24 protein-coding genes are annotated in these 24,682 nt (G+C 60.8%); 11 read left to right on the top strand and 13 right to left on the bottom strand.

The annotated features are described in order from the left end of the window. The first annotated feature begins 191 nt into the window (after positions 1-191). The 3 genes from dapE to AC3WTM_RS16010 all read left to right on the top strand — a co-directional run bounded on the left by dapE (position 192) and on the right by AC3WTM_RS16010 (position 2,611). Positions 192-1,343, top strand: a complete 1,152-nt coding sequence (gene dapE, locus AC3WTM_RS16020; protein ID WP_102669819.1) for a succinyl-diaminopimelate desuccinylase — start codon at positions 192-194, stop codon at positions 1,341-1,343. After that, positions 1,343-2,152, top strand: a complete 810-nt coding sequence (locus AC3WTM_RS16015; protein ID WP_102669818.1) for a putative RNA methyltransferase — start codon at positions 1,343-1,345, stop codon at positions 2,150-2,152. The genes dapE and AC3WTM_RS16015 overlap by 1 nt, the downstream gene beginning before the upstream one ends. Before the next feature lie 81 nt (positions 2,153-2,233). Continuing rightward, entirely contained in the window at positions 2,234-2,611 is a 378-nt protein-coding gene (locus AC3WTM_RS16010) for a hypothetical protein (RefSeq protein WP_057716183.1), read from the top strand. Between the two features lie 136 nt (positions 2,612-2,747). On the opposite strand, the gene AC3WTM_RS16005 is transcribed toward AC3WTM_RS16010, so the two are convergent. Next, positions 2,748-2,957 carry a cold shock domain-containing protein gene (locus AC3WTM_RS16005; protein ID WP_007954750.1) on the bottom strand — a complete coding sequence of 70 codons (210 nt, stop codon included), beginning with the start codon at positions 2,955-2,957 and terminating at the stop codon, positions 2,748-2,750. Positions 2,958-3,193: 236 nt separating this feature from the next. On the opposite strand from AC3WTM_RS16005, the gene plsB reads away from it, so the two are divergent. The 3 genes from plsB to AC3WTM_RS15990 are packed head-to-tail and all read left to right on the top strand — an operon-like array spanning position 3,194 to position 6,862. Then, a complete protein-coding gene (gene plsB, locus AC3WTM_RS16000; RefSeq protein WP_102669817.1) occupies positions 3,194-5,686 on the top strand; it encodes a glycerol-3-phosphate 1-O-acyltransferase PlsB in 2,493 nt (830 codons plus the stop codon). A gap of 60 nt (positions 5,687-5,746) precedes the next feature. After that, entirely contained in the window at positions 5,747-6,145 is a 399-nt protein-coding gene (locus AC3WTM_RS15995) for a YbaY family lipoprotein (RefSeq protein WP_090453364.1), read from the top strand. A gap of 27 nt (positions 6,146-6,172) precedes the next feature. Beyond that, entirely contained in the window at positions 6,173-6,862 is a 690-nt protein-coding gene (locus AC3WTM_RS15990) for a DUF4197 domain-containing protein (RefSeq protein WP_008019573.1), read from the top strand. A gap of 67 nt (positions 6,863-6,929) precedes the next feature. Here AC3WTM_RS15990 and AC3WTM_RS15985 read toward each other — a convergent pair whose 3' ends face one another. From AC3WTM_RS15985 to AC3WTM_RS15975, 3 genes are all read right to left on the bottom strand, one after another. After that, positions 6,930-7,211, bottom strand: a complete 282-nt coding sequence (locus tag AC3WTM_RS15985; protein WP_102669816.1) for a DUF6124 family protein — start codon at positions 7,209-7,211, stop codon at positions 6,930-6,932. Positions 7,212-8,131: 920 nt separating this feature from the next. Beyond that, entirely contained in the window at positions 8,132-11,197 is a 3,066-nt protein-coding gene (locus AC3WTM_RS15980) for an efflux RND transporter permease subunit (RefSeq protein ID WP_102669815.1), read from the bottom strand. Between the two features lie 6 nt (positions 11,198-11,203). Next, positions 11,204-12,304, bottom strand: a complete 1,101-nt coding sequence (locus AC3WTM_RS15975) for an efflux RND transporter periplasmic adaptor subunit (RefSeq protein WP_102669814.1) — start codon at positions 12,302-12,304, stop codon at positions 11,204-11,206. A gap of 93 nt (positions 12,305-12,397) precedes the next feature. On the opposite strand from AC3WTM_RS15975, the gene AC3WTM_RS15970 reads away from it, so the two are divergent. Beyond that, complete coding sequence (locus AC3WTM_RS15970; RefSeq protein WP_102669813.1) at positions 12,398-13,036, top strand: TetR/AcrR family transcriptional regulator; 639 nt, start codon at positions 12,398-12,400, stop codon at positions 13,034-13,036. Positions 13,037-13,148: 112 nt separating this feature from the next. On the opposite strand, the gene AC3WTM_RS15965 is transcribed toward AC3WTM_RS15970, so the two are convergent. Further along, positions 13,149-13,931 carry a class I SAM-dependent methyltransferase gene (locus tag AC3WTM_RS15965; RefSeq protein WP_056721019.1) on the bottom strand — a complete coding sequence of 261 codons (783 nt, stop codon included), beginning with the start codon at positions 13,929-13,931 and terminating at the stop codon, positions 13,149-13,151. 93 nt (positions 13,932-14,024) lie between these two features. On the opposite strand from AC3WTM_RS15965, the gene AC3WTM_RS15960 reads away from it, so the two are divergent. Then, positions 14,025-14,645, top strand: coding sequence for an energy transducer TonB (locus AC3WTM_RS15960; protein WP_102669812.1), 621 nt, complete (start codon positions 14,025-14,027; stop codon positions 14,643-14,645). Positions 14,646-14,667: 22 nt separating this feature from the next. Here AC3WTM_RS15960 and AC3WTM_RS15955 read toward each other — a convergent pair whose 3' ends face one another. From AC3WTM_RS15955 to ppc, 6 genes are all read right to left on the bottom strand, one after another. Continuing rightward, the gene (locus AC3WTM_RS15955) at positions 14,668-15,489 is read right to left on the bottom strand and encodes an isocitrate lyase/PEP mutase family protein (RefSeq protein WP_102669811.1); all 822 of its coding nucleotides are present in this window, start codon (positions 15,487-15,489) and stop codon (positions 14,668-14,670) included. Positions 15,490-15,523: 34 nt separating this feature from the next. After that, positions 15,524-16,384, bottom strand: a complete 861-nt coding sequence (locus AC3WTM_RS15950; RefSeq protein WP_102669810.1) for a DUF72 domain-containing protein — start codon at positions 16,382-16,384, stop codon at positions 15,524-15,526. Next, complete coding sequence (locus AC3WTM_RS15945) at positions 16,384-16,689, bottom strand: hypothetical protein (RefSeq protein ID WP_102669809.1); 306 nt, start codon at positions 16,687-16,689, stop codon at positions 16,384-16,386. The genes AC3WTM_RS15950 and AC3WTM_RS15945 overlap by 1 nt, the downstream gene beginning before the upstream one ends. Before the next feature lie 255 nt (positions 16,690-16,944). After that, complete coding sequence (tsaB, locus tag AC3WTM_RS15940) at positions 16,945-17,619, bottom strand: tRNA (adenosine(37)-N6)-threonylcarbamoyltransferase complex dimerization subunit type 1 TsaB (protein ID WP_057716197.1); 675 nt, start codon at positions 17,617-17,619, stop codon at positions 16,945-16,947. 94 nt (positions 17,620-17,713) lie between these two features. Beyond that, positions 17,714-18,361: an adenylate kinase gene (adk, locus tag AC3WTM_RS15935; RefSeq protein ID WP_057716198.1), complete on the bottom strand. Its 648-nt coding sequence runs from the start codon at positions 18,359-18,361 to the stop codon at positions 17,714-17,716. 288 nt (positions 18,362-18,649) lie between these two features. Then, positions 18,650-21,280, bottom strand: coding sequence for a phosphoenolpyruvate carboxylase (ppc, locus tag AC3WTM_RS15930; protein WP_102669808.1), 2,631 nt, complete (start codon positions 21,278-21,280; stop codon positions 18,650-18,652). 202 nt (positions 21,281-21,482) lie between these two features. Between ppc and AC3WTM_RS15925 the strand changes: the two genes are divergently transcribed. The 3 genes from AC3WTM_RS15925 (at position 21,483) to lptF (ending at position 23,351) form a co-directional block, all read left to right on the top strand. Beyond that, a complete protein-coding gene (locus AC3WTM_RS15925) occupies positions 21,483-21,827 on the top strand; it encodes a hypothetical protein (RefSeq protein WP_008051389.1) in 345 nt (114 codons plus the stop codon). Positions 21,828-22,094: 267 nt separating this feature from the next. After that, positions 22,095-22,508, top strand: a complete 414-nt coding sequence (locus AC3WTM_RS15920; RefSeq protein ID WP_102669807.1) for a DUF4398 domain-containing protein — start codon at positions 22,095-22,097, stop codon at positions 22,506-22,508. 45 nt (positions 22,509-22,553) lie between these two features. Beyond that, on the top strand, positions 22,554-23,351 hold the full coding sequence (gene lptF, locus AC3WTM_RS15915; RefSeq protein WP_102669806.1) for a lipotoxin F family OmpA-related lipoprotein LptF: 798 nt from the start codon (positions 22,554-22,556) through the stop codon (positions 23,349-23,351). 74 nt (positions 23,352-23,425) lie between these two features. Here the strand turns inward: lptF and AC3WTM_RS15910 are convergent, their stop codons facing one another. Then, complete coding sequence (locus AC3WTM_RS15910) at positions 23,426-23,755, bottom strand: PA3694 family proteiin (RefSeq protein ID WP_102669805.1); 330 nt, start codon at positions 23,753-23,755, stop codon at positions 23,426-23,428. Beyond that, the gene (locus tag AC3WTM_RS15905; RefSeq protein WP_102669804.1) at positions 23,752-24,666 is read right to left on the bottom strand and encodes an alpha/beta hydrolase; all 915 of its coding nucleotides are present in this window, start codon (positions 24,664-24,666) and stop codon (positions 23,752-23,754) included. Before AC3WTM_RS15905 ends, AC3WTM_RS15910 begins: the two co-directional genes overlap by 4 nt. Positions 24,667-24,682 lie beyond the last annotated feature (16 nt).

Genomic DNA, 24,682 nt, shown 5'->3' with positions numbered 1-24,682 from the left:
CTTTAAGATAAGCGCCATTTTGCAGGGCTTGGCTCAAGGGCCAACCCCAATACCTGTAGGAGCGAGCTTGCTCGCGAGAAACGCAAGGACAACGCGGTCACACAGATCGCACGCAATATCGTTAACGTCCATCGCGAGCAATCGAGCGTCGACCGGCTGCTCCTACACATTTACTGATTCCGGAGTTTTCCATGACGGCCCACGCCGACCTTTCGCCGACCCTCCAACTCGCCATCGACCTGATCCGCCGTCCGTCCGTGACACCGATCGACGCCGATTGCCAGAAGCAGATGATGCAGCGCCTGGGCGATGCCGGTTTCACCCTGGAACCGATGCGCATCGAAGATGTGGATAACTTCTGGGCCACCCACGGCCAGGACGACGGTCCGGTACTGTGCTTCGCCGGCCACACCGACGTGGTCCCGACCGGCCCGGTGGCGGCCTGGCAGATCGAACCGTTCAACGCGCTGATCGACGAACACGGCATGCTCTGCGGTCGTGGCGCCGCCGACATGAAAGGCAGCCTCGCCGCCATGACCGTCGCCTCCGAGCGTTTTGTCACCGACTACCCGAATCACAAGGGCAAAGTCGCCTTCCTGATCACCAGCGACGAAGAAGGCCCGGCGCACCACGGTACCAAGGCGGTGGTTGAACGCCTCGCTGCGCGCAAGGAACGTCTGGACTGGTGCATCGTCGGCGAACCGTCGAGCACCACCCTGGTGGGTGACGTGGTCAAGAACGGTCGTCGCGGCTCCCTCGGCGCCAAGCTGACCGTGCGCGGTGTGCAAGGCCACGTGGCCTACCCGCACCTGGCGAAGAACCCGATCCACCTCGCGGCCCCGGCCCTGGCCGAACTGGCTGCCGAGCACTGGGACCACGGCAACGATTTCTTCCCGCCGACCAGTTTCCAGATCTCCAACGTCAACTCCGGCACCGGTGCGACCAACGTGATCCCGGGTGACCTGGTGGCGGTGTTCAACTTCCGTTTCTCCACCGAGTCCACCGTCGAAGGCCTGCAAAAGCGCGTCGCCGACATCCTCGACAAACACGGTCTGGACTGGCACATCGACTGGGCCCTGTCCGGCCTGCCGTTCCTCACCGAGCCGGGCGCACTGCTGGACGCGGTGTCGTCGAGCATCAAGGACATCACCGGTCGTGAAACCAAGGCGTCCACCAGCGGTGGCACCTCCGACGGCCGCTTCATCGCAACCATGGGCACCCAGGTCGTTGAGCTGGGCCCGGTCAACGCGACCATTCACCAGGTCAACGAGCGTGTGCTGGCGGCCGATCTCGACGTGCTGACCGAAATCTACTACCAGACCCTGATCAAGTTGCTCGCCTGATGCTGGCGTGTCCGATCTGCAGTGAACCGCTGAACGCGGTCGACAACGGCGTGGTCTGCCCCGCCGGGCATCGTTTCGATCGTGCGCGCCAGGGTTACTTGAACCTGTTGCCGGTGCAACACAAGAACAGCCGTGATCCCGGGGATAACCAGGCGATGGTCGAAGCCCGCCGCGACTTCCTGAATGCCGGGCACTATGCCCCGGTGGCCAAGCGCCTGGCAGAGCTGGCGGCAGGTTATGCGCCGCAACGTTGGGTCGATATCGGTTGTGGCGAGGGTTACTACACCGCGCAGATCGCCGAGGCCTTGCCGGATGCTGACGGCTACGCGCTGGACATCTCCCGCGAAGCGGTCAAACGCGCCTGCAAACGCAACCCGAAGCTCACCTGGTTGATCGCCAGCATGGCGCGGGTGCCGTTGGCTTCCGGCAGTTGCCAATTCCTGGCCAGCGTCTTCAGTCCGCTGGATTGGGAAGAAGCCAAGCGCCTGCTCAGCCCCGGCGGCGGCCTGATGAAAGTCGGGCCGACCAGCGGTCACCTGATGGAACTGCGTGAGCGGCTGTATGACGAAGTCCGTGAGTACACCGACGACAAGCATCTGGCCCTGGTGCCAGAAGGCATGGCGCTTGAACACAGCGAAACCCTGGAGTTCAAACTGACGCTGGCAAGCGGTCAGGACCGGGCGAATCTGCTGGCCATGACGCCTCACGGCTGGCGCGCCAGTGCCGAGCGCCGTGCTGCCGTTATCGAGCAGGCCGAGCCGTTCGAGGTCACCGTGTCGATGCGCTACGATTATTTCGTACTTCAATAACCTTAATTTTTGGTCTCGGGCAAATGCTCAAGACCGGCTAAATCCGCGAATGGATTTTTCAGACCCGCAGTGAGGACATCCATGCGCCAACCCGATATCGAGATTTACCTGAAAGACGCCGACGTCGACCACAAAGCCATTGCCGCCTGGCTCGGTGCGGCATTGGGTCCGTGCACCGATTGGGTCCAGAAGGGCCAGACCTACAAGTGCAAGGCTGGCAACGTGCCAGTGACCTGGCTGCCAAAAGCGGTCGGCAAATGGAACAGCCTGTATCTGGAAAGCGACCAGACCCCATGGGACGATGACATCGCCTGCGCCCGCGCCGCGTTTGCCGCGCTCAACGTGGAAGTGCGTTGTGCACCGGGCACCTGGGTCGAGGAAGAAGGTGAAGAGACGGCGGACCGCTGGATCCGCATCAGCGCCGATGGTGAAGAAGAAATCACCTGGAAAACCGCGTAAAAGACTACACACCAAACCTGTGGGAGCGAGCTTGCTCGCGATGAGGCCCTTTCAGCCAACATCCATGTTGAATGTCAGTCCGCTATCGCGAGCAAGCTCGCTCCCACAGTGTTTTTGGGCGTTCTGAAGATTCTGGTTACAGACCTACAACATCCTCAGCCTGCAACCCCTTCTGCCCTTCCACCACCGCATATTCAACCTGCTGGCCTTCGGTCAGCGAACGGTGGCCTTCACCGCGAATCGCGCGGTAATGCACGAACACATCCACCCCGTCCTCGCGCTGAATGAAGCCGTAGCCCTTGGCGTCGTTGAACCACTTCACGTTGCCGGTTTCGCGTGTTGCCATTTGTTCATACTCCCTTTTTATTATTGATCGGGCTTTTCGCAGGAAAGCCTCGGGAACGTCAGCCTGCGCATACCGGTCCCATGAGGGCAACGGCGACAGAGCGCCGAGTATATGACAGACGTTAAAACTCTCAACAGGAGTTTACTTCCACGCTTTTTTGCCGATTTTCGACGAATCCGGCACACTATCGACCGCCCGAGCAAACGCTTGGTTTTTTCCACTCACGCAGAAGCCGTATGACCCGCTCCCCGTTCCGCCGTCTTGTGTTTGGCACCCTGCGCCGACTGTTGTACCTCTGGGTTCGCTCCGAGACGATCAACCAGTCGTCGTTCACCCTTGACCTCGACCGCAGTCGTCCGGTGTTCTACGTCCTGCAAAACCCTTCGCTGACCGACCTTGCCGTGGTCGACACCGAATGCAGCAAGGCCGGTCTGCCGCGTCTGGTGCTGCCGGTTTCGGTGGGCAACCTGCTGGAACCTGCCGCGTTCTTCTACCTGACGCCGGACCCGGACTGGCTCGGCCGCCAGGACAAGCGCGGAGCGCCGCCGACACTGACCCGCCTAGTCAGCGCCCTGAGCCAGAACGCCGCCGAAGATGCGCAGATCATTCCGGTCAGCGTGTTCTGGGGGCAGTCGCCGGACAGCGAAAACAGCCCATGGAAGCTCCTGTTCGCCGACAGCTGGGCCGTTACCGGGCGTCTGCGTCGGTTACTGAGCGTCATCGTCCTGGGACGCAAGACTCGCGTGCAGTTCTCCGCGCCGATCCACCTGCGCGAACTGATCGAGCACGACAAGGGCCACGAACGCACCGTGCGCATGGCCCAGCGCATCCTGCGGGTGCACTTTCGCAACCTGAAGGCAGCGGTGATCGGCCCGGACATTTCCCACCGCCGCAACCTGGTCAAAGGCCTGCTGAACCAGCCACAGGTCAAACAAGCGATCCTCGACGAAGCCGAGCGCGAGAACATCTCGACGGAGAAAGCCAAAGCTCAAGCGCTACGCTACGGCAACGAAATCGCCTCGGACTACACCTACACTGCGATCCGTTTTATGGAAGTGGTGCTGAGCTGGTTCTGGAACAAGATCTACGACGGCATCAAGGTCAACCACATCGAAGGCGTGCAGAAGGTCGCCCAGGGTCACGAAGTGATCTACGTGCCGTGCCATCGCAGCCACATCGACTATCTTCTGCTGTCCTATCTATTGTTCCGCAACGGCCTGACCCCGCCGCACATTGCCGCGGGCATCAACCTGAACATGCCGGTGATCGGCGGCCTGCTGCGTCGCGGCGGTGCGTTCTTCATGCGCCGCACGTTCAAGGGCAACCCGCTGTACACCTCGGTGTTCAACGAATACCTGCACACCCTGTTCACCAAGGGTTTCCCGGTGGAGTATTTCGTCGAGGGTGGCCGCTCGCGCACCGGGCGCATGCTGCAACCAAAAACCGGAATGCTGGCGATCACCCTGCGCAGCTTCCTGCGTTCGTCGCGCATGCCCATCGTCTTCGTGCCGGTGTACATCGGCTATGAGCGCGTGCTGGAAGGCCGGACCTACCTCGGCGAACTGCGCGGTGCGGCCAAGAAAAAAGAGTCGATCTTCGATATTTTCAAAGTCATTGGCGCACTCAAGCAACGCTTCGGCCAAGTGGCGGTGAACTTCGGTGAGCCGATCAAACTGGCGGAATTCCTCGACAGCGAACAGCCGGACTGGCGCAAACAGGAACTCGGCCCGCAGTTCAGACCAGCCTGGCTCAACGAAACCACCAACCGCCTCGGCGAGAAAGTCGCACAGCATCTCAACGAAGCGGCGGCGATCAACCCGGTCAACCTGGTGGCACTGGCGCTGCTGTCGACCACCCGACTGGCGCTGGATGACCGGGCTATGGCGCGGGTGCTGGATCTGTACCTGGCGCTGCTACGCAAGGTCCCTTATTCGCCACACACCACCTTGCCGGAAGGCGATGGCCGGGCGTTGATCAAGCATGTGAAGGACATGGATCTGCTGTCCGAGCAAAGCGATGCCCTGGGCAAGATTCTCTATCTGGGCGAACAAAACGCCGTCCTGATGACCTACTACCGCAACAACGTACTGCACATCTTCGCGCTGCCGGCGTTGCTGGCAAGCTTCTTCCAGAGCGCCTCGCGCATGAGTCGCGAACAGATCCTGCGCTACACCCGCGCGCTGTATCCCTACCTGCAAGCGGAGCTGTTCATCCGCTGGACGCTCGACGAACTGGATGCAGTGATCGACCAGTGGCTGGAAGCGTTCGTCGAGCAAGGCCTGCTGCGTTACGAGAACGCTGTGTACCTGCGTCCGGCGCCAAGCTCGCGGCATTTCGTGCTGCTGACCTTGCTGTCGAAAAGCATCGCCCAGACCTTGCAGCGCTTCTACATGACCGTGTCCCTGCTGCTCAACAGCGGCCAGAACAGCATCAGCGCCGAAGAACTGGAAGACCTGTGCACAGTCATGGCCCAACGCCTGTCGATCCTGCATGGCCTGAACGCCCCGGAATTCTTCGACAAGAGCCTATTCCGCCACTTCATCCAGACGATGCTCGACCTTGAGGTGCTCAAGCGCGATGAAGCGGGCAAGCTGAGCTATCACGAATTGCTCGGTGAACTGGCCGAAGGCGCGGCCAAGCGAGTGTTGCCAGCAGAGATTCGCTTGTCGATCCGGCAGGTGGCGTTGCATCGCAGTGAAGATGCAGCCGACGCCGCCCCGCCTTTGTAAACCGTCTAGATTGATCAGGGCGCCAGTCGGTTCTGCCGCCCTCGATACGGAGATTGACCGATGAAAAAACTGCCACTGATCGCAGCCGCCATCCTGCTGACAGCCTGCCAGCACCCGACACCGGCGCCCAAGGCTTCCCTTGATGGAGAAGTCTTCTACCTGCAACGCATCGCCCTGCCACCGACGGCGGTCCTGAGTGTCAGCCTGCAGGACATTTCACTCGCCGATGCCCCGGCGAAGGTCATCGACGAACAGCGCGGCCAGATCAAAGGGCAGGTGCCGCTGGCCTTCCATCTCAGCTACGACCCGCTGAAGATAGAGCCCAACCATCGTTACTCGGTGAACGCGCGCATCGAAGTCGACGGCAAACTGATGTTCATCACCACCGAGAATCATGCCGTGCGCCTGGACGGCACCGACCCACAACCGCTGAAGGTCCGTGTCGACCCGGCCCGCTAAGTGTCTTTTTCGAAAAAGGAAGTTGCCATGTTCCGCCCTACCCTCCGCTTTGCCGGCCTGTGCGCAGGCCTGATGATCTCCGCGAGCGCACTCGCGCTGTCCCTCAGCGACCTGTCGCAGAAAGACGCCACCGGCGGCCTCAAGGACGCACTGACCCAAGGCGCGCAACTGGCCGTCAAACAACTCGGCACCCCGGGTGGCTTCAGCAACAACCCCGATGTGAAAATCGAACTGCCGGGCAAGCTGGGCAAAGTCGCGAGCAAGATGAAACAGTTCGGCATGGGTGACCAGGTCGATGAACTGGAAGCCAGCATGAACAAAGCGGCGGAAACCGCCGTCACCCAGGCCCAGCCAATCCTCGTCGATGCCGTGAAGAAAATGACCGTGGAAGATGCCAAGGGCATCCTCAGCGGCGGCAACGACTCGGCCACCCAATACCTGAACAAGACCAGTCGCGAGCAGATCCGCGCCAAATTCCTGCCCATCGTCAAGCAAGCCACCGACAAGGTTGGCCTGGCCCAGCAGTACAACTCGTTCGCCGGACAAGCGGCGACCATGGGCGTAGTGGATGCGAAGAATGCCAACGTTGAAAACTACGTCACCGAACAGGCATTGAATGGCTTGTTCGAAATGATCGGCAAACAGGAAGAAACCATCCGCCAGAACCCGGCGGCTGCGGCGACCAGTTTGGCGAAGAAAGTGTTTGGTACGTTGTAATTCTTAGCTGACGGCAACACCAGAAAGCCCGCTGACCTTCACAGGTTCAGCGGGCTTTTTCGTTGTGCTATTGAGGTGAATCGAGTTGATCCAGCACGCGATTCACCGATAGCTGCGCCAATACGATCATCTGCTGAATGCCGAGTGCCAGATTGGAGGTGGGGCCGGTCAGGATGGATGACAGTTCGGTTGCCATTTCATTCGCTGAGGCAAGGGTTTCGTAGGCATGGACCAGCAGGGTTTTGGAATCGACGTCTGGGCGGATGGTGAAAATTGGGCAGGGGCGACTTGAAGCGCCGATATGTTCTGCGGTTTCTGAAGCCGGGGGGTTTGGGCTGGGTTTGATCATTGTGAAGCTCCTAACGAAAGTTGGAGCAGCCAGCATCACTTGCAGATGATGGGTGGCAGCTGTGTGCAGGTCTGCAAGACCGAGTCGTTAGGCAACCTCGGCAGATCCGAAGATCTCCCGCACACAGCCACCATAAATCGGTGGTCGCTAAAAAAGCGCCACGATTATAGGTGCGCCAGTGGGCGCCTAACAAACTATTGGCGGGCTTGCAGTCCCGGTCGCTGGATTGACAGCGACGAGCAAAGGCTAGAGATCGGGCTTCCGACGAGCAAGCTGAAAGTCTTGTGGGAATGGTCTGAATGAATGGCTTGGGCGATAAACAGCGTTGACTGTAAGTCCGTCATCGCGAACAGGCTCGCTCCTACAGTTGGACTGGGGGACATCTGCAAGGAATGAGTTGGCTGGTAGGCCGCCTTCGCGAGCAAGCCCGCTCCCACAATTGGGCTGGGTACATCTGTGAGGAATTGGTTGGCTGGCGGGCCGTCTTCGCGAGCAAGCTCGCTCCCACAGAAGAGCAAAGGCAGAGTGGCGTACACCACGCTCTTCACCACTCATCAGGCCGAGCGTTAGCTCGCCTGCAGCTCTTGATCTTGATCCACCCGCCCCCTCGGCAGGCTGAGTGGAGGTGTTCATCCGGGGATTGGCGCGCAGCGCCGTTCGACGCAGTCGAACTAATTGCATGTAGGTCGAAGCGAAGCCGACCGGAGGGCAATGCCCCCGGATGAATACCGGAGCGAAGGAACCCCGAGCCTTAGCGAGGGGCCGTACGCAAGGGGCGAGCGCTTTTGGTTACTTTTAAGGCGCTTGTTAAAAGTGACTCGCCGTAAGGGCGAAACCGCCAGTGGCCGTTACCGCAGGAATGGATATGTACACCATCAAAAAACAGCCTGGTCGGCCCGAAGGCCGCCAAGGTCACCCCCTCAAACCGACTCTTTGCGAACCCGAAACCAGGCCGCATAAAGGGCAGGCAAAAACAGCAGCGTCAACGCCGTGGCCACAATCAACCCCCCCATGATCGCCACCGCCATCGGCCCGAAAAACACACTGCGCGACAGAGGAATCATCGCCAACACCGCCGCCAGCGCCGTCAGCACGATCGGCCGGAACCGCCGCACCGTCGCCTCGATGATCGCCTGCCAAGGCTTGAGCCCCGCCGCAATATCCTGCTCGATCTGATCCACCAGAATCACCGAGTTACGCATGATCATCCCGGACAAGGCGATAGTCCCCAGCATGGCCACAAAACCGAACGGCTGGCGGAACACCAACAGAAACAGCGTCACCCCGATCAACCCCAGCGGCGCCGTCAGAAACACCATCGCCGTGCGCGAAAAACTTCGCAGCTGCAGCATCAGCAAGGTCAACACCACCACGATGAACAACGGCACGCCGGCCTTCACCGAGTTCTGTCCCCGCGCCGAGTCTTCCACCGTGCCGCCGACATCCAGCAAGTAGCCATCTGGCAGCTCGGCGCGGATCGGATCGAGGGTTGGCATGATCTGCTGCACCAGCGTCGCCGGTTGCTCCTTGCCATAGATGTCGGCACGAACCGTCACGTTGGGCAGACGGTTGCGGTGCCAGATGATGCCCTCCTCGAAGCCGTATTCCAGGGTCGCGATCTGCGACAGCGCGACGCTACGACCGTTATCGGTCGGTACCGCCAGGCTCGGCAGCAACGACAACTCGGTGCGCTCATGCACGGTGCCGCGCAACAGGATCTCGATCAACTCATTGTCTTCACGGTACTGGCTGACGCTGGAACCGGTCAGGGAGCTTTGCAGGAACCTCGACAGGTTCGCCGTGCTCACGCCCAGCGCCCGCGCGCGGTCCTGATCGATGTTCAGGTACACCACCTTGCTCGGCTCTTCCCAATCCAGGTGGACGTTGACCACATGCGGGTTCTCGCGAACCTTGGCCGCGACCTTGCGTGCCAGCGCCCGCACCTCCTCGATGTGCTCCCCGGTCACGCGGAACTGTACCGGGTAGCCAACCGGCGGACCGTTTTCCAGACGCGTGACCCGCGAACGCAGAGCAGGGAATTGCTCGTTGAGGGTTGCGATCAACCAGGTACGCAGGGCTTCGCGTTCCTCGATGGTTTTCGCCAGGACGACAAACTGGGCGAAGCTCGCCGCCGGCAGTTGCTGATCCAGCGGCAGGTAGAAACGCGGCGACCCAGTGCCGACGTAGGCTACGTAATTGTCGATCCCCGCCTTGTCCTTGAGCAGTGCTTCGAGGCGCTTGACCTCGTCGGCGGTGTTGCTCAGCGAAGCACCCTCGGCCAGTTTCAGATCGACCATCAACTCCAGGCGCCCCGATGCCGGGAAGAACTGCTGCGGCACAAACTTGAACAGCACGATGGAAGCGATGAACAACAGCACGGTCGCCAGGATCACGGTTTTGCGCCAGCGCACGCACCACTCCACCAGCCGCCGGACGCGCTGATAAAACGGCGTGCCATATGGATCGGGTTGGCCGGCACCGTGTTTGGCGGCATGAATCTTCGCCAGGTCCGGCAGGAGTTTTTCCCCGAGGTACGGCACGAAGACCACGGCGGCAACCCACGACGCCAACAGCGCGATGGTGACCACCTCGAAGATCGAACGGGTGTATTCGCCGGTGCCCGATTGCGCCGTGGCAATCGGCAGGAAGCCGGCCGCGGTGATCAGCGTCCCGGTGAGCATCGGGAACGCGGTACTGGTCCAGGCATAACTCGCCGCTTTGACCCGATCGAAACCCTGCTCCATTTTGATCGCCATCATTTCCACGGCGATGATCGCATCGTCCACCAGCAAGCCCAGCGCCAGTACCAGCGCGCCGAGAGAGATCTTGTGCAGGCCGATGCCCAGGTAATACATGCACGCGAACGTCATCGCCAGCACCAGCGGAATCGCCAGGGCCACCACCATGCCGGTACGCACACCGAGGGAGAAGAAGCTCACCAGCAACACAATGGCCAGCGCCTCGACCAACACTTGCACGAACTCACCAACACCGGTTTTCACCGCCGCCGGTTGGTCGGAGACTTTGCGCAACTCCATGCCGGCCGGGAGGTTTTTCTGAATGCGGGCAAATTCGATTTCCAGCGCCTTGCCCAGTACCAGGATGTCACCGCCGTTCTTCATTGCCACCGCCAGGCCGATGGCATCTTGCGCCATGAAGCGCATGCGCGGCGCCGGTGGATCGTTGAAACCACGGCGCACGTCAGCCACGTCGGAGATGCGGAAGGTGCGATCACCGACCCGGATCGGGAAGTTCTTGATCTCGTCGACCGTTTGAAAATTCCCCGTCACCCGTAGCTGCAAGCGCTCGCTGCTGGTTTCGAAGAAACCTGCCGTCGATACCGCGTTCTGTTCTTCAAGGGCTTGCTGGACGACCGCCAGCGGCAAGCCGAGGGTGGCGAGCTTGACGTTGGAGAGTTCGATCCAGATTTTCTCGTCCTGCAGCCCCAGCAGCTCGACCTTGCCCACATCCTTGACCCGTTGCAGCTGGATCTGGATGCGGTCGGCGTAATCCTTGAGCACGGCGTAGTCGAAGCCTTCGCCGCTCAGGGCGTAAATATTGCCGAAAGTGGTGCCGAATTCATCGTTGAAAAACGGTCCCTGAATCCCCGGCGGCAGGGTATGCCGGATGTCGTTGATCTTCTTGCGCACCTGATACCAGAGCTCCGGGATCTCCACCGAGTGCATGGAGTCGCGCGCAATAAAGGTCACCTGGGATTCGCCCGGACGGGAGAACGACACGATGCGTTCGTATTCGCCGGTTTCCATCAGTTTCTTTTCGATGCGTTCGGTGACCTGGCGCGAGACTTCCTCGGCGGTCGCCCCCGGCCAGTTGGTGCGAATCACCATGGCCTTGAAGGTGAACGGTGGGTCTTCACTCTGGCCGAGCTTGGTGTAGGAAAGTGCGCCGACAATGGCCAGCAACAGCATCAGGAACAGGACGATCTGGCGATTACGCAGCGCCCATTCGGAAACGTTGAAGCGCATTGGGGCTTACTCCTTGTTTGCCAGATTGACCACGCGGTTCGAACGATCCACCGGGCGTACCTGCTGCCCTTCGAGAAGCACATGAACACCAGCGGCCACCACCCAGTCGCTGGCGTTGAGCCCTTCGAGCACCGGTACGCTTTTCTCGCCGAAGGCACCAACGCGCACCGGAGTCTTTTTCAAGGTGTTGTTGGCGCTGACGACCCAGACATAGGTCACGCCGTTTTCCGCCGTCAGCGCAGACAGCGGAACGGACAGTGGAACCACTTCGGTGGCCTGCACGAACACTCGGGCGCTCTGGCCCAGTTCGACAGGCACAGTGCCTGTCTTGAAGGCGATACGCGCCGCGAAGGTACGCGACTTGGGGTCGGCTGACGGCGACAATTCACGGATGCGCCCGGCGAGACGCTGGTCGGGCTGGGTCCAGAGTTCCACTGACACCGGCTCACCGACCTTGAAGCGACCGAAGTTCTGCTCCGGCAGGCTGATCAAGACTTCACGCTCGCCATCGGTTGCCAGTGTGAATACCGTTTGCCCGGCTGCCACGACTTGCCCGACTTCCACCAGGCGCTTGGCTACGACGCCGTCCTGCGGCGCACGCAATACGGCGTAGCTGGCCTGATTATTGGAAACGTTGAATTCGGCTTTGATTTGCTTGAGGCGCGCTTCACCGGAACGGTAGAGGTTTTCGGCGTTGTCGTATTGCGAACGACTGACCAGTTGGCGCTCCATCAGGGTCTTGTAGCGATCACGCTCGGATCGCACCAGGTTCAGATTGGCTTCGGCGGCTGCGACCTGGGCGCGGATAGCCTCCAGTTGCAAGCGCACGTCCTGGGGGTCGAGCTCCGCCAAGGGTTGATCGGCCTTGACCCGCTGCCCCTCCTCGACCAGTCGTCGGCTTACTTTGCCGCCGATGCGGAACGCCAGATCCGGCTCATACCGCGCGCGAACTTCACCGGGATAGCTTTCCATGGCCTGCGCCGAAGGCTCTGGTTGGACCACCATGGCCGGACGCACGCTGACTTGCGGCGCCTCTTCATGACCACACGCAGACAATAAAAAAGCCAGGGTGACTGGCAAAGCGAGGGACAAGGCATAGCGGAACATGGTGAAGGACCTTTCGCTAATGGTGCTTTGAATAATTATACTGAGCAGTATGTTATTAATAGCAAACTCACCAGTCCAGTAATAAAAACGAATATGCCAAACAATCTTTCAGCACCCAATGGCCCAGGCAGACCCAAGGACCTGGTCAAGCGCCAGGCAATTCTCGATGCAGCGAAAGTGCTGTTTCTGAGTAAGGGTTATGCCAATACCAGCATGGATGCCGTCGCGGCCGAGGCCGGCGTGTCGAAGCTGACGGTCTATAGCCACTTCAACGACAAGGAGACGCTGTTCTCCTCCGCCGTGATGGCCAAGTGCGAGGAACAGTTGCCACCGCTGTTCTTCGAACTGCCGGAAGGCGTGGCCGTGGAAACCGTGCTGCTGAACATCGCGCGCGGTTTTCATCAACTGATTAACAGTGATGAATCAGTGAACCTGCACCGCCTGATGATGACCCTGGGCAGCCAGGACCCGAAACTCGCGCAAATTTTCTTCGAGGCCGGGCCGCAGCGCATGCTGCACGGCATGGAACGCCTGCTGAACAAGATCGACGAAAGTGGCGTGCTGCGTATCGACAAGCCGCACAACGCGGCCGAGCACTTCTTCTGCCTGCTCAAGGGCGCCGGGAATTTCCGTTTGCTGTATGGCTGCGGCGAGCCGCCGGTTGGCGAAGAGGCGGAGAGCCATGTGCGGGAGGTGGTGGGGTTGTTTATGCGGGCTTATCGGCCTGAGTGAGCCTGATGGATTGTTGGTGTCTGGACTGACGCCATCGCGAGCAAGCTCGCTCCCGCAAGGATTTCACCGTACCTGTGGGAGCGAGCTTGCTCGCGATTGGGACGACTCGGTCTTAAGGCTTGAGCGCCTTCTTCGGATAGATGTCATACCGACTGGACTTGCCATCCAGCGCATGACTCGGCTTCGGCCCATCAATGCACGGCGCCTTGCGCGGACGCTTGACCACCACCCGGTGGCTGGCCAGGGCTAACGCGGCCTCGAGCAATGCCGGCGCATCCGGATCATCGCCCACCAGCGGCCGGAACAGGCGCATTTCCTTCTTCACCAGCGCGGTTTTCTCGCGGTGCGGGAACATCGGGTCAAGGTAGATCACCTGGGGCGGTTCGCCCTCCCAGTTGCGCATGACCTCGATCGAATTGCCCTTGAGCAAGCGCATGCGCGCCACGATAGGCGCCACGTCGAAATCTTCCGCGCCACGGGCCAGGCCGTCTTCCAGCAAGGCACCGATCAGCGGCTGACGCTCGATCAGGCTCATCTCGCAACCGAGGCTGGCCAGCACGAACGCATCCTTGCCCAGCCCCGCCGTGGCATCCAGCACCCGCGGGCGCACGCCTTGGGCGACGCCAACAGCCTTGGCGATCATCTGCCCGCTGCCACCGCCGTACAGTCGGCGATGGGCCGCACCACCCTCGACGAAGTCCACCCGCACCGGCCCCGGCGCATCCGGCCCCAGCTGTTGCAGCTGCAAGCCCATGTCACCCACCTGCAAGGCAAATTCGCCGTCCGCCACTTGCATCGGCAAGCCCAGGCGCTCGGCCCATTGCTCGGCTTGTGGCTCGAAAGCCGCGTCCAGGGCCTGGACATGGATGCGGCAGGCCGCAGGTTGATCAATCATGGGAAAACACGCTCAAAAAATTAATGATCGGCAAAAACGGCCGATAACAAAACTATCGAGCATTTTGCCAGAGCTGAGCGTCTACCGAGAGAAATGTCAGACATTCAACCCACAATCACAGGTTTTATCTCGCCCTACGGCGACTACAACCTGCGAAACACCCAGGCACTGAGTGGCGTCAGCCACATCTGGCAGGATTTCTTTGCCCGGGCGCTGGCCGAACAGTCGGGTGAAGTGCTGCCGCAATCGCTGAACTTTCCACCGGTCGATCTCGAAAGCCCTGTTGAACCCACGGTCGGCAGCGACCTGCTGGCCCACATCGTGTCCCAGCGGGAATGCGACGTGAAGGACAACGTGATCCGCCCGCCCGAGCCGCTGTTCCTGCCGATTGCCGAATTCGAAATGGACCTGGCGGACAAGCCGTTCCCACCGCTCCCGGCGGACGAAATCGTCGCCCAGCAAAAACAGCAGGACTTCGAAAGCGGCTGGGTTCGCCCGATCGTATTGAACGCCGGTCAACCGCTGCCAGAAGCTGGCCCTGCCCCGCAACCGCGTCCGCTGCACCTGCCCATCGCCGAGTTCGAACTCGAACTGCTCGACAAACCGTTCCCGCCGTTCTCGCCAGAGGAACGGGTGGAGCAGCAGAGACAACTCGATTTCGACAATGGTTGGGCGCGCCCGATCATCCTGCAGAACCTGCGCATCGCCGCCTGATCCTCAGCCGCGCCCTCTTCCCTCAACCTTTGAAGAACTGATTGGCCTTCTGATACGGCATCGACCGGGACGTGAAACCGAACGTGCCTGACGTCTGGATTTCTTCGGCGGCGCGGAAGAATTCGCCATAGGCCGCCAATGCCAGCGCCGAACCGACGCTGATACGTTTGACGCCCATTTCACCCAACTGCGCGACCGTCAGCTTCAAGCCGCCCGACATCAACACATTCACCGGTTTTGGCGACACGGCTCGGACCACCGCCAACACATCCTCAGCACTGCGCAAGCCCGGTGCGTAGAGCACATCGGCACCGGCCTCGGCGAATGTCTGCAAACGGCGGATGGTGTCGGCCAGATCAGGATTGCCGTGCAGGAAGTTTTCCGCCCGGGCAGTCAACGTAAAGTGGAACGGTAGACTGCGAGCGGCAGCCACAGCAGCTTCGATGCGCGCCACGGCGTGTTCAAAACAGTAGATCGGGCCTTCTTCGCGGCCGGTGGCATCTTCGATCGAACCGCCGACCGCTCCGACCTCTGCTGCGCGCAAGATACTTTTGGCGCAATCAGCCGGGTTGTCGGCAAAACCGTTTTCCAGGTCGACGGCAACCGGCAGGTCGGTGGCGGCGACAATCGCCTGAACGTTCATCAAGGTATCGTCGAGGGTCAATCCGCCATCGGCACGACCCTGGGAAAAGGCATAACCGGCACTGGTAGTCGCCAGCGCCTCGAAGCCGAGGCTGGCAAGCATTTTTGCCGAACCGGCATCCCACGGATTGGGAATCACAAATACGCCGGGGCGCTCATGTAGGGCTTTGAACGCCTGGGCTCGAAGGGTTTGCGCATCCATTGGGCAGGCTCCTGAAGAGGGGAAATAATCCGCCTCAGAGCAGGCCAAGTTGCTCGGCGGCGGGTTCTCTGTATAGCTCAGGCAGCGCCGGCAAGCCAGGCAAACGCAGCATCAGCCGGGCGTGAAAACGCTGCGCCAGTTTCGCGGCCAGCAGGTTGTCGGCCGTGTGCAGGAAGATGTACGGCGTACGACCTTCTTCGATCCATAACGCGATTTTCTCGACCCATGGTTCCAGGAACGTATCGTTGGCCTCAAGCGTCGGATGGCCGATAAAACGCACCTGCGGAAATTGCGTGAATGCCGCCGGCCGCGTTGGCACACGGGGTTTCTTCGACTGGGCGTGGAGAACCGAAGGCTCGGTCGAGGTGCAACTGAACAGCGCACGGGGATCGAGACAGATGCGTTCGACACCGCGATCCAGCAGCAGCCGGTTGAGCATTCGTTCGCTGTCACCCTTGGCGAAAAACTCGTCATGCCGCACTTCAACGGCCAGTGGTCGCTGCAGGGCATCGATAAACCCGGCCAGCTCAGGCAAACGTTGGGGCGTGAAGCTTTTCGACAACTGCAACCAAAGTGGCGACACCCGTTCACCCAGAGGGCCGAGCAATTGCAGGAAGGTTTCGGCGGCGGTCAGTTGCTCGCGCAGATCGCCACCGTGGCTGATCTCGCCGGGAAACTTGGCAGTGAAGCGAAAATGTTCGGGCATGGTTTCGGCCCAACGCTGCACGGTGCTGGCAGCCGGGCTCGCGTAGAAGGTCGTGTTGCCTTCCACGGCATTGAAAACCTGGCAATAGAGATCAAGAAAGTCGGCGGGTTTGGCGTCCGGCGGATACAGGTAGTCGCGCCAGGCGTTTTCGCTCCAGGATGGGCAACCGAGGTAATACGGCAGCACCATCAGATGTACAGGTCGAGACCCAGCACATCCGCTTCCCAATCGACGAAACCGGCGGTGCTCAGGTAGCTGGCCAGGGCTGTCGCTACGCTTTTGCTCATGGCACGGTGGTAAATCATGTCTTGCTGACGGGCGGGAAGATTGCTCAGTTTTTGCGCAGAGGATTTGGCGGCGCGGGCAGCCAATTGCTCTTCATTCGGGAATTCCAGCTCGCCTTCGATATCAATGGCGTCGTCTTCCACAACGCGGCCTTTGCGGGGTTTGCGCTTGATGGGGTAGGACTGAGAGGAAACGCCGTCTATACGCATAAGTGCATACTCGGAATCAGTGATGGCAGTTTAGTGGCGCAAAATCCACTTCGCAAACCGCCGAGTGATAACTAGAACACATAAAAGGCAAAAGGTTTAAAAGCTGGGGTTAGAAAATGACGATTGGCAGAACTGGTGCAGAACACTAACCCTGTGGGAGCGGGCTTGCTCGCGAAGACGGTGTGCCAGGCAACAGAAATATTGAATGTTATACCGCCTTCGCGAGCAAGCCCGCTCCCACAGGTACTGCGTGAATCAACGCGCCTTGGGCGTCGCCACTTTATCGCGCAGATACACCGGCTGCGCCTCATCGGCCACGATCGCCTCGCCGCGCGCCCAGGCAAATCGCGCCAGTGTCAGCAAGTCTTGCGCGTGGGGCAACATGCCCGCGTCCTGCCCGCTCAGGCTGACGGCAATACGCTCGCCATATCCCCAACCGGTGCCTGCGCCGAACCATTCGCCGCCGGCATCGGCCGGCAATGCAGCGGACTCCGGCGGCAGTACCGCTTCCGCCCCCACCAGGCGCATCTCCCCGGCCGTTTCGCGATAGCAACCCCAATACACTTCATCCATGCGCGCATCGATGGCGGCGGCGACCTGCGTGGCGCCATGTTCGCGCAGCGCACGTTGCGCCAGCACGGCCAGGTTCGACACCGGCAGCACCGGGCGATCCAGGGCAAACGCCAGGCCTTGCACCACGCCGATGGCGATGCGCACACCGGTGAAGGCGCCCGGGCCACGGCCGAACGCAATGGCATCGACCGCTTGCAGCGTGGTGCCCGCATCGGCCAGCAATTGCTTGATCATCGGCAACAACTTCTGCGCGTGCAGGCGCGGGATCACCTCGTAATGGCTCGTGACCTTGCCGTCATGCAGCAAGGCAACGGAGCAAGCTTCAGTCGCGGTGTCCAGGGCCAGCAAGGTGCTCATCGATGTATCCACAAGAGAGATCAGAAAAAAGTGCGTCAGTATAAACAACTACGGCCCGCAAGCGGGCCGTGGATGATGCAGCGGGTCAGACTTTTCAGCTCAGGGCTGCAAGCACCTTGGCGGTGATCGCTTCAACCGAGCCGACGCCTTCGATGTGGCTGTACTTCGGCTTGCCATTGGCAGCCGACAGCTTCTGGTAGAAGTCCACCAGCGGCTTGGTCTGGGAGTGGTAGACCGACAGGCGATGACGCACGGTTTCTTCGGTGTCGTCCTTGCGCTGTACCAGCTCTTCACCGGTGACGTCGTCAATACCAGCCACTTTCGGCGGGTTGTAGACGATGTGGTACACGCGGCCGCTGGCCTCGTGAACACGGCGACCGGCGATACGCTGGACGATTTCTTCGTCTTCAACGGCGATTTCAACCACGGCATCGAGCTCGACGCCTGCAGTCACCAAGGCTTCAGCCTGGGGAATGGTGCGCGGGAAGCCATCGAACAGGAAACCGTTGGCGCAGTCGGACTGGGCGATGCGGTCCTTGACCAGCGCGATGATCAGGTCATCGGACACCAGGCCACCGGCATCCATGATGCTCTTGGCCTTGATGCCCAGCTCGGTGCCGGCCTTGACCGCTGCACGCAACATGTCGCCGGTGGAGATTTGCGGAATGCCGAATTTTTCGGTGATGAACTGTGCCTGAGTACCTTTACCGGCCCCGGGAGCTCCCAGCAGAATGACGCGCATCGATGTGCTCCTCAATTTTTTATATGGATAACGTCAGATTCGCCTCGTGGGGCCAATCTCAAAAATAGGGTCGTGACCGCCCAAACGGTCAAAGGCTGATCAAGATACACAGCAGGCTGCGCCCACACAAGACGCCAAAAGTCGGAGAAACCGCTGCCTCCTGCGACCATTGCGCACAGTTTCCCAAGTCGCAACCCCATCATTAAGTGTCGCCTGGCAGCACTTTTGCACCCGTTAAATGGCGGCATCCGGCTCACCTGCCGGATGCCTGATCCCATGGCAAAGACCTTAGCCGGTGTTGCGCAAACCGGCGGCAATCCCCGCCACAGACACCAGCAAGGCCTGTTCTACCGGGCTGCCCTGCGCCACGTCCTGCACTCTAGAACGGGCCAGCAACTCGGCCTGCAATAGATGAAGCGGGTCGAGGTAGGTATTGCGCAAGCGGATGAACTCAAGGGTCGCTGGGCTATGTGCCAGCAGCTGCGACTGCCCGGTCAGGCCGAGAACGATGGTGCACGCCTGCGACAATAGGTCGCGTAAGTGCGCACCCAATGGCAGCAGATTCGGCTCAACCAGACGCTCATCGTAGGACTGTGCAATGTCGGCATCGGCCTTGGCCAGGACCATTTCCAGCATGTCGATGCGGGTGCGGAAGAACGGCCACTGCTCGCGCATTTGCCCCAGCAGCTCGCCTTCGCCACGCTCCAGCGCCTTGCTCAGGGCCGCTTCCCAACCCAACCAGGCCGGCAGCATCAGGCGCGTCTGGGTCCAGCCGAAAATCCACGGGATCGCCCGCAGGCTTTCGATCCCCCCAGCCCGGCGCTTGGCCGGACGACTGCCCAGCGGCAAACGACCGAGTTCCTGTTCCGGCGTGGACTGGCGGAAATACTCAACGAACTGCGGGTTTTCCCGCACCACAGCGCGGTAGGCGCTGACACCGTCTGCGGCCAACTCGTCCATCAAATGGCGCCACTCGGGCGTAGGTGGCGGCGGAGGCAGCAAGGTCGCCTCAAGCACGGCGGCCAGGTACAGATTGAGGTTTTGCTCGGCGATGTCCGGCAGGCCGAATTTGAATCGAATCATTTCGCCCTGTTCGGTGGTGCGGAAACGCCCCGCCACCGAACCCGGTGGCTGCGACAGGATCGCCGCGTGGGCCGGGCCGCCGCCGCGCCCCACAGTGCCACCGCGACCGTGGAACAACAGCAGCTCTACGTCGTGCGAGCGGCAGATATCCACCAATCGCTCTTGCGCCCGGTACTGCGCCCAGGCCGCCGCGGTGGTGCCGGCGTCCTTGGCCGAGTCGGAGTAGCCGATCATCACTTCCTGCGGCCCTTGCAGGCGTGCGCGATAGCCCGGCAACAGCAGCAGCTTCTCGATCACCGGACCCGCGTTGTCGAGGTCTGCCAGGGTTTCGAACAGCGGTACCACACGCATCGGCCGCAACACGCCGGACTCTTTGAGCAGCAATTGCACGGCGAGTACATCGGAAGCCGCACCGGCCATGGAAATCACATAGGAACCGAGGGATGCCGGCGGCGCAGCGGCGATTTCCCGGCAGGTCGCCAGCACTTCGGCAGTGTCGGCGCAGGGTTTGAAATACGTCGGCAACAAGGGCCGACGATTGCTCAATTCGCGCATCAGGAAGGCGATGCGCTCCTCCTCGCTCCAGTCCTCGTAGCGTCCCAGGCCGAGGTAGTCGGTGATTTCGGTCATCGCGGCGGTGTGCCGCGACGAGTCCTGGCGTACATCCAGACGAACCAGGAACAGACCGAATGTCACTGCCCGACGCAGGCAATCAAGCAACGGCCCATCGGCGATCACGCCCATGCCGCACTCGTGCAGGGAGCGGTAGCAAAGCTCCAGTGGATCGAGCAGTTCGCGGTTGTCCTGCAGCACATCGATCGGTGCCGGCGCGGACGTCGACAAGGCGGCATGTGCCCAGTTACGCGTTGCCCGCAGGCGTTCGCGCAAGTGTTTGAGCACTGCCCGGTACGGCTCGGCGCTGTCTCCCGCCCTGGCCTTCAATTCATCGCTGGCCTGTTGCATCGACAGCTCAGCGGCCAGGCGATCGACATCGCGCAGGTACAAATCGGCCGCCATCCAGCGCGCCAACAGTAATACCTCTCGGGTCACCGCCGCCGTCACGTTCGGGTTGCCGTCACGGTCGCCGCCCATCCACGAGGCAAAGCGGATCGGTGCCGCCTCCAATGGCAGGCGCAGGCCGGTGGCGGCGTACAGGGCCTGATCGGCCCTGCGCAGATAGTTGGGGATGGCCTGCCACAGCGAATGCTCGATCACCGCGAAACCCCACTTGGCTTCGTCCACCGGCGTCGGGCGCGTGCGGCGGATCTCCTCGGTGTGCCAGGCTTCGGCGATCAGGCGTTGCAAGGTGGTCTTGATCTGCTCGCGCTCGGTGCTGGTCAGGTCACGGTGATCCTGAGCCGCCAGCTGCGCGGCGATGGCGTCGTACTTCTGGATCAGTGTGCGGCGTGCTACTTCAGTAGGGTGCGCCGTGAGTACCAGCTCGATCTCAAGCCGACCCAGTTGCCGGGCCAACGCGTCGGCGCCATGCCCTTCGGCGCGCAGGCGCGCGAGCAACTCCGGCAGCACTCGGGCTTCGAACGGCGCCTCCCGGGATTCCTCGCGCCGGTGAATCAACTGATATTGCTCGGCGATGTTGGCCAGGTTGAGGAACTGGTTGAACGCCCGCGCCACCGGTAGCAGTTCGTCTTCGCTCAGCTGATTGAGGCTGGCACTGAGCTCGGCATCCATGGAGCCGCGCCGGTCAGCCTTGGCGCCCTTGCGGATCTGCTCGATCTTGTCGAGAAAACCGTCGCCATATTGCTCACGAATGGTGTTGCCCAACAGCTCACCCAACAGGTGAACGTCCTCGCGCAAGCGTGCATCAATATCGGTCATCAGCAGGTCTCCAGCAAAAAATCCGGGCGGCTAAGGAACAAGAGAGTGCCGCCCCAGACAGGTTCTTACAAGCAAGACGACGAAGGGCCTTTAAACCTTGCCTGTTGAAGCTAGTCTGAACGGTAAGCCGTACAACGGTTGTCGCCGGCCAATGCCGGACACTCACCCTGCCTGCCACGAGCGGGAGCGCAATGAGGTCAATATGAAAATCCGCGAACTTGCCCACCACTGGGAAGAAAACGCCAAAGGCCGCCTGACCGACACCGGCTACTCGATTCATCTGGACGTGGAGTCTGCCGCACGCCTGGCCGCGCTCGTCGAGATGTATCCCAAGCGGCATCCTGAAGAACTGCTCGGCGATCTGATCGGCGCCGCACTGGAAGAGCTGGAAAGAAGCTTCCCGTACGTCAAGGGCACAACTGTGGTCGCCACCGATGAAGAAGGCGATCCGCTGTACGAAGACATTGGGCCGACCCCGCGCTTTCTCGCGCTGTCCCGTCGGCATTTGCACGATTTGTCGGTGCCCGACGACAAACAGAAACACTGATTTTCCACAGAACTTGTGGGAGCGGGCTTGCTCGCTCCCACATTAGCCCGTGTGCCAATTCAAAAAATTGCGCTTGTCCTGCCCTATAAGGCGCTGTCGACTCGATCCAGGTTTTTCGATAGCCGGCTAAATTCTCTGAACTTTCAAAAAAAGCCTCGGGTCAACCCAAGTAACCACACCTGGGACGAGCGTTTCAAAATACCCCGCAATTGATGGTTTCAACGCCCTGCCCAGGGTGGACTTCGACGTTTTTCAGGAACTGGCCCAATGGAGTTGAAGACCATGAAAACCCGAATCGCAAGCCCCTCATTCACCTGTTCGCGTAGCCTCAAACTGGCGGCGCTGGCCCTGGGCAGCAGCCTGGTCCTGGCTGGCTGCGCCGGCAACCCGCCGACCGAGCAGTACGCGGTCACCCAATCGGCCGTCAACGACGCCGTGAGCGCCGGCGGCACCGAGTTCGCCGCCGTGGAAATGAAGTCGGCCCAAGACAAGCTCAAGCAAGCCGAAATCGCCATGCACGACAAAAAATACGACCAGGCCCGTATGCTCGCCGAACAGGCCGAGTGGGACGCTCGCGTGGCCGAGCGCAAGGCCCAGGCGATGAAGGCTGAACAATCAGTGAAGGACGCGCAGAAAGGCGTTCAGGAATTGCGCCAGGAAAGCCAGCGCACCGTTCAGTAAGCGGCGCGGCACCACGCATTCCCACTCGACTAAAAGGACGAAATCATGAAATCCATTCAATTGATGATCCCTGCCCTGCTGGCTGCCACCGTAACCCTGGCAGCCTGCTCCACACCACCGAACGCCAACCTCGAACAGGCCCGCACCAACTACACTGGCCTGCAATCCGATCCGCAAGCGGCCAAGGTTGCGGCCCTGGAAACCAAGGAAGCCAGCGACTATCTGGACATGGCCGATAAGGCCTACAGGGACAAGGAGGACGTGGCCACGATCGACCAGCTTGCCTATTTGACCAACCAGCGCGTCGAAGTGGCCAAGCAGACCATCGCCCTGCGCACCGCCGAGGCCAGCCTGAAAGATACCTCGGCGCAACGGGCTCAGGCGCGCCTTGACGCCCGTGATCAGCAGATCAAACAGTTGAAGGACAGCCTCAACGCCAGGCAGACCGATCGCGGGACACTGGTGACCTTCGGTGATGTGCTGTTCGCCACCGACAAGGCCGAGCTGAACTCCAATGGCTTGGCGAACATCAACAAACTGGCGCAGTACCTACAGGAAAACCCTGAGCGCAAAGTGATTGTCGAGGGCTATACCGACAGCACCGGTACGGCGTCGCACAACCAGTCGCTGTCGGAACGTCGCGCGGGTTCCGTGCGTGCGGCACTGGTGAAGATGGGCGTCGATCCTGCGCGTATCGTTGCCCAGGGTTACGGCAAGGAATATCCGGTGGCGGATAACAGCAGCACTTCGGGCCGGGCGATGAACCGTCGGGTGGAGGTGACCATCTCCAATGACAATCAGCCGGTAATGCCGCGTTCGGCGGTGAGTTCATACACCCAGTAATCCACAACACAAACCAATGTGGGAGCGAGCAAGCCCGCTCCCACATTGGATCTGTGTTGTGAGTTAGAACCGGTTTACGGCTCCAGCTTCTGCGGCGTCTCCTGCCCCATGCAGCGCACGGCTTTTTTCTTGCTGTCGACCAGCACGCCTGTCAGGCCTTTCTGTTCGGTGTCGAACAGCACCAGCACGCCATCGATGCACTGGGCCACTTGGGCCGCCGGCGCAAGGGAAACTTTGTAGTCCTCGCCCGGCACGGTCTTGAGCATGGTGAAGTCGCTGAGCAGCAACGCATCCTCGGGCTTGGCGAAGTGCAGGTAGCCGTACCACCACAGGGCACCGACGGTGCCGAGGATGCTGCAGATACCGGTGATGATCAGCGGGATGGCGTTGCGTTCTTCACTCATTGCGGACTCTCTGGTGGTTCATCTTCTGAATTCGGGGGCGCCGGGTGGTTGGGGATTTCACCCAGGCGGCGCAGGCCGTTGAAATGTTGCGGGTCATCGAGATAACGCAGCATGACCTTGCGCCAGACCGGGTCGGCGAACGTCTGCACATGACCGCCACGGGTCAGTTGCAGCACCCGCGGCGGCGGCGCAGCTTGATACAGTCGGATGCCGTTGGAAAGAGGCACGATCGGATCGTCGATGCTGTGGTAGATCAGTTTCGGCACGTCCTTGAGTTGCGTCATGGAGTTGATCGCGCTGTCGCCGTCCGGCACCAGCCACGACAACGGCACCTGGAACGTCCAGAACACCCATGAATTACTCAGCGCATACCGGCCGACACTGCGATAACTGGCGGGCACGCCGTCGAGGACGAACGCCTTGAGTTGTTTCTGCCGCTCGGGGTGTTGAACGAGATAATGGACAGCCATTGAACCGCCAAGGCTTTGGCCGAGCAGGATCAGCGGCTTGCCCTTGACCTCGGGGGCCTGGTCGAGCCATTTGAACGCCGCATCGATGTCCTGATAGATCGCCGGCAGGCTCGGTTTGCCTTCGGACAAGCCATAACCGCGATAGTCAACCAGCAGCACTTGATAGCCCTGTTCCGGCAACCACCAACTCCCGCCCAGATGCATTGGCAGATTGCCGCCGTTACCGTGCAGGTGCAGCACCGTGCCTTTGACCTCGACACCCGGCTTCACCGGCAGCCACCACGCGTTCAGCTTGAGACCATCGGCGGTGTTCAATGTGACGGTGCGGTATTCGAGCCCGGCCTTTTCCGGCGTGAACAACTGGCCGGGTTCGGGATAAAACAGCAAGGAGCTGCAACCGCTCAGGGCCAGGAGAAGGCAGACGATGCCGAGGATTCTCATCCGTTGAAACCTCGCG

The organism is Pseudomonas sp. EU05-FHT14B02 (genome assembly GCF_058791055.1).
The sequence above is the reverse complement of the archived record's forward strand: the minus strand, read 5'-3'. Positions and strand labels throughout refer to the sequence as shown.

Bases quoted from the DNA above. Each gene is read 5' to 3' on its own strand.
- dapE (WP_102669819.1), top strand. From the start codon at position 192: ATGACGGCCCACGCCGACCTTTCGCCGACCCTCCAACTCGCCATCGAC.
- AC3WTM_RS16015 (WP_102669818.1), top strand. From the start codon at position 1,343: ATGCTGGCGTGTCCGATCTGCAGTGAACCGCTGAACGCGGTCGACAAC.
- AC3WTM_RS16010 (WP_057716183.1), top strand. From the start codon at position 2,234: ATGCGCCAACCCGATATCGAGATTTACCTGAAAGACGCCGACGTCGAC.
- AC3WTM_RS16005 (WP_007954750.1), bottom strand. From the start codon at position 2,957: ATGGCAACACGCGAAACCGGCAACGTGAAGTGGTTCAACGACGCCAAG.
- plsB (WP_102669817.1), top strand. From the start codon at position 3,194: ATGACCCGCTCCCCGTTCCGCCGTCTTGTGTTTGGCACCCTGCGCCGA.
- AC3WTM_RS15995 (WP_090453364.1), top strand. From the start codon at position 5,747: ATGAAAAAACTGCCACTGATCGCAGCCGCCATCCTGCTGACAGCCTGC.
- AC3WTM_RS15990 (WP_008019573.1), top strand. From the start codon at position 6,173: ATGTTCCGCCCTACCCTCCGCTTTGCCGGCCTGTGCGCAGGCCTGATG.
- AC3WTM_RS15985 (WP_102669816.1), bottom strand. From the start codon at position 7,211: ATGATCAAACCCAGCCCAAACCCCCCGGCTTCAGAAACCGCAGAACAT.
- AC3WTM_RS15980 (WP_102669815.1), bottom strand. From the start codon at position 11,197: ATGCGCTTCAACGTTTCCGAATGGGCGCTGCGTAATCGCCAGATCGTC.
- AC3WTM_RS15975 (WP_102669814.1), bottom strand. From the start codon at position 12,304: ATGTTCCGCTATGCCTTGTCCCTCGCTTTGCCAGTCACCCTGGCTTTT.
- AC3WTM_RS15970 (WP_102669813.1), top strand. From the start codon at position 12,398: ATGCCAAACAATCTTTCAGCACCCAATGGCCCAGGCAGACCCAAGGAC.
- AC3WTM_RS15965 (WP_056721019.1), bottom strand. From the start codon at position 13,931: ATGATTGATCAACCTGCGGCCTGCCGCATCCATGTCCAGGCCCTGGAC.
- AC3WTM_RS15960 (WP_102669812.1), top strand. From the start codon at position 14,025: ATGTCAGACATTCAACCCACAATCACAGGTTTTATCTCGCCCTACGGC.
- AC3WTM_RS15955 (WP_102669811.1), bottom strand. From the start codon at position 15,489: ATGGATGCGCAAACCCTTCGAGCCCAGGCGTTCAAAGCCCTACATGAG.
- AC3WTM_RS15950 (WP_102669810.1), bottom strand. From the start codon at position 16,384: ATGGTGCTGCCGTATTACCTCGGTTGCCCATCCTGGAGCGAAAACGCC.
- AC3WTM_RS15945 (WP_102669809.1), bottom strand. From the start codon at position 16,689: ATGCGTATAGACGGCGTTTCCTCTCAGTCCTACCCCATCAAGCGCAAA.
- tsaB (WP_057716197.1), bottom strand. From the start codon at position 17,619: ATGAGCACCTTGCTGGCCCTGGACACCGCGACTGAAGCTTGCTCCGTT.
- adk (WP_057716198.1), bottom strand. From the start codon at position 18,361: ATGCGCGTCATTCTGCTGGGAGCTCCCGGGGCCGGTAAAGGTACTCAG.
- ppc (WP_102669808.1), bottom strand. From the start codon at position 21,280: ATGACCGATATTGATGCACGCTTGCGCGAGGACGTTCACCTGTTGGGT.
- AC3WTM_RS15925 (WP_008051389.1), top strand. From the start codon at position 21,483: ATGAAAATCCGCGAACTTGCCCACCACTGGGAAGAAAACGCCAAAGGC.
- AC3WTM_RS15920 (WP_102669807.1), top strand. From the start codon at position 22,095: ATGGAGTTGAAGACCATGAAAACCCGAATCGCAAGCCCCTCATTCACC.
- lptF (WP_102669806.1), top strand. From the start codon at position 22,554: ATGAAATCCATTCAATTGATGATCCCTGCCCTGCTGGCTGCCACCGTA.
- AC3WTM_RS15910 (WP_102669805.1), bottom strand. From the start codon at position 23,755: ATGAGTGAAGAACGCAACGCCATCCCGCTGATCATCACCGGTATCTGC.
- AC3WTM_RS15905 (WP_102669804.1), bottom strand. From the start codon at position 24,666: ATGAGAATCCTCGGCATCGTCTGCCTTCTCCTGGCCCTGAGCGGTTGC.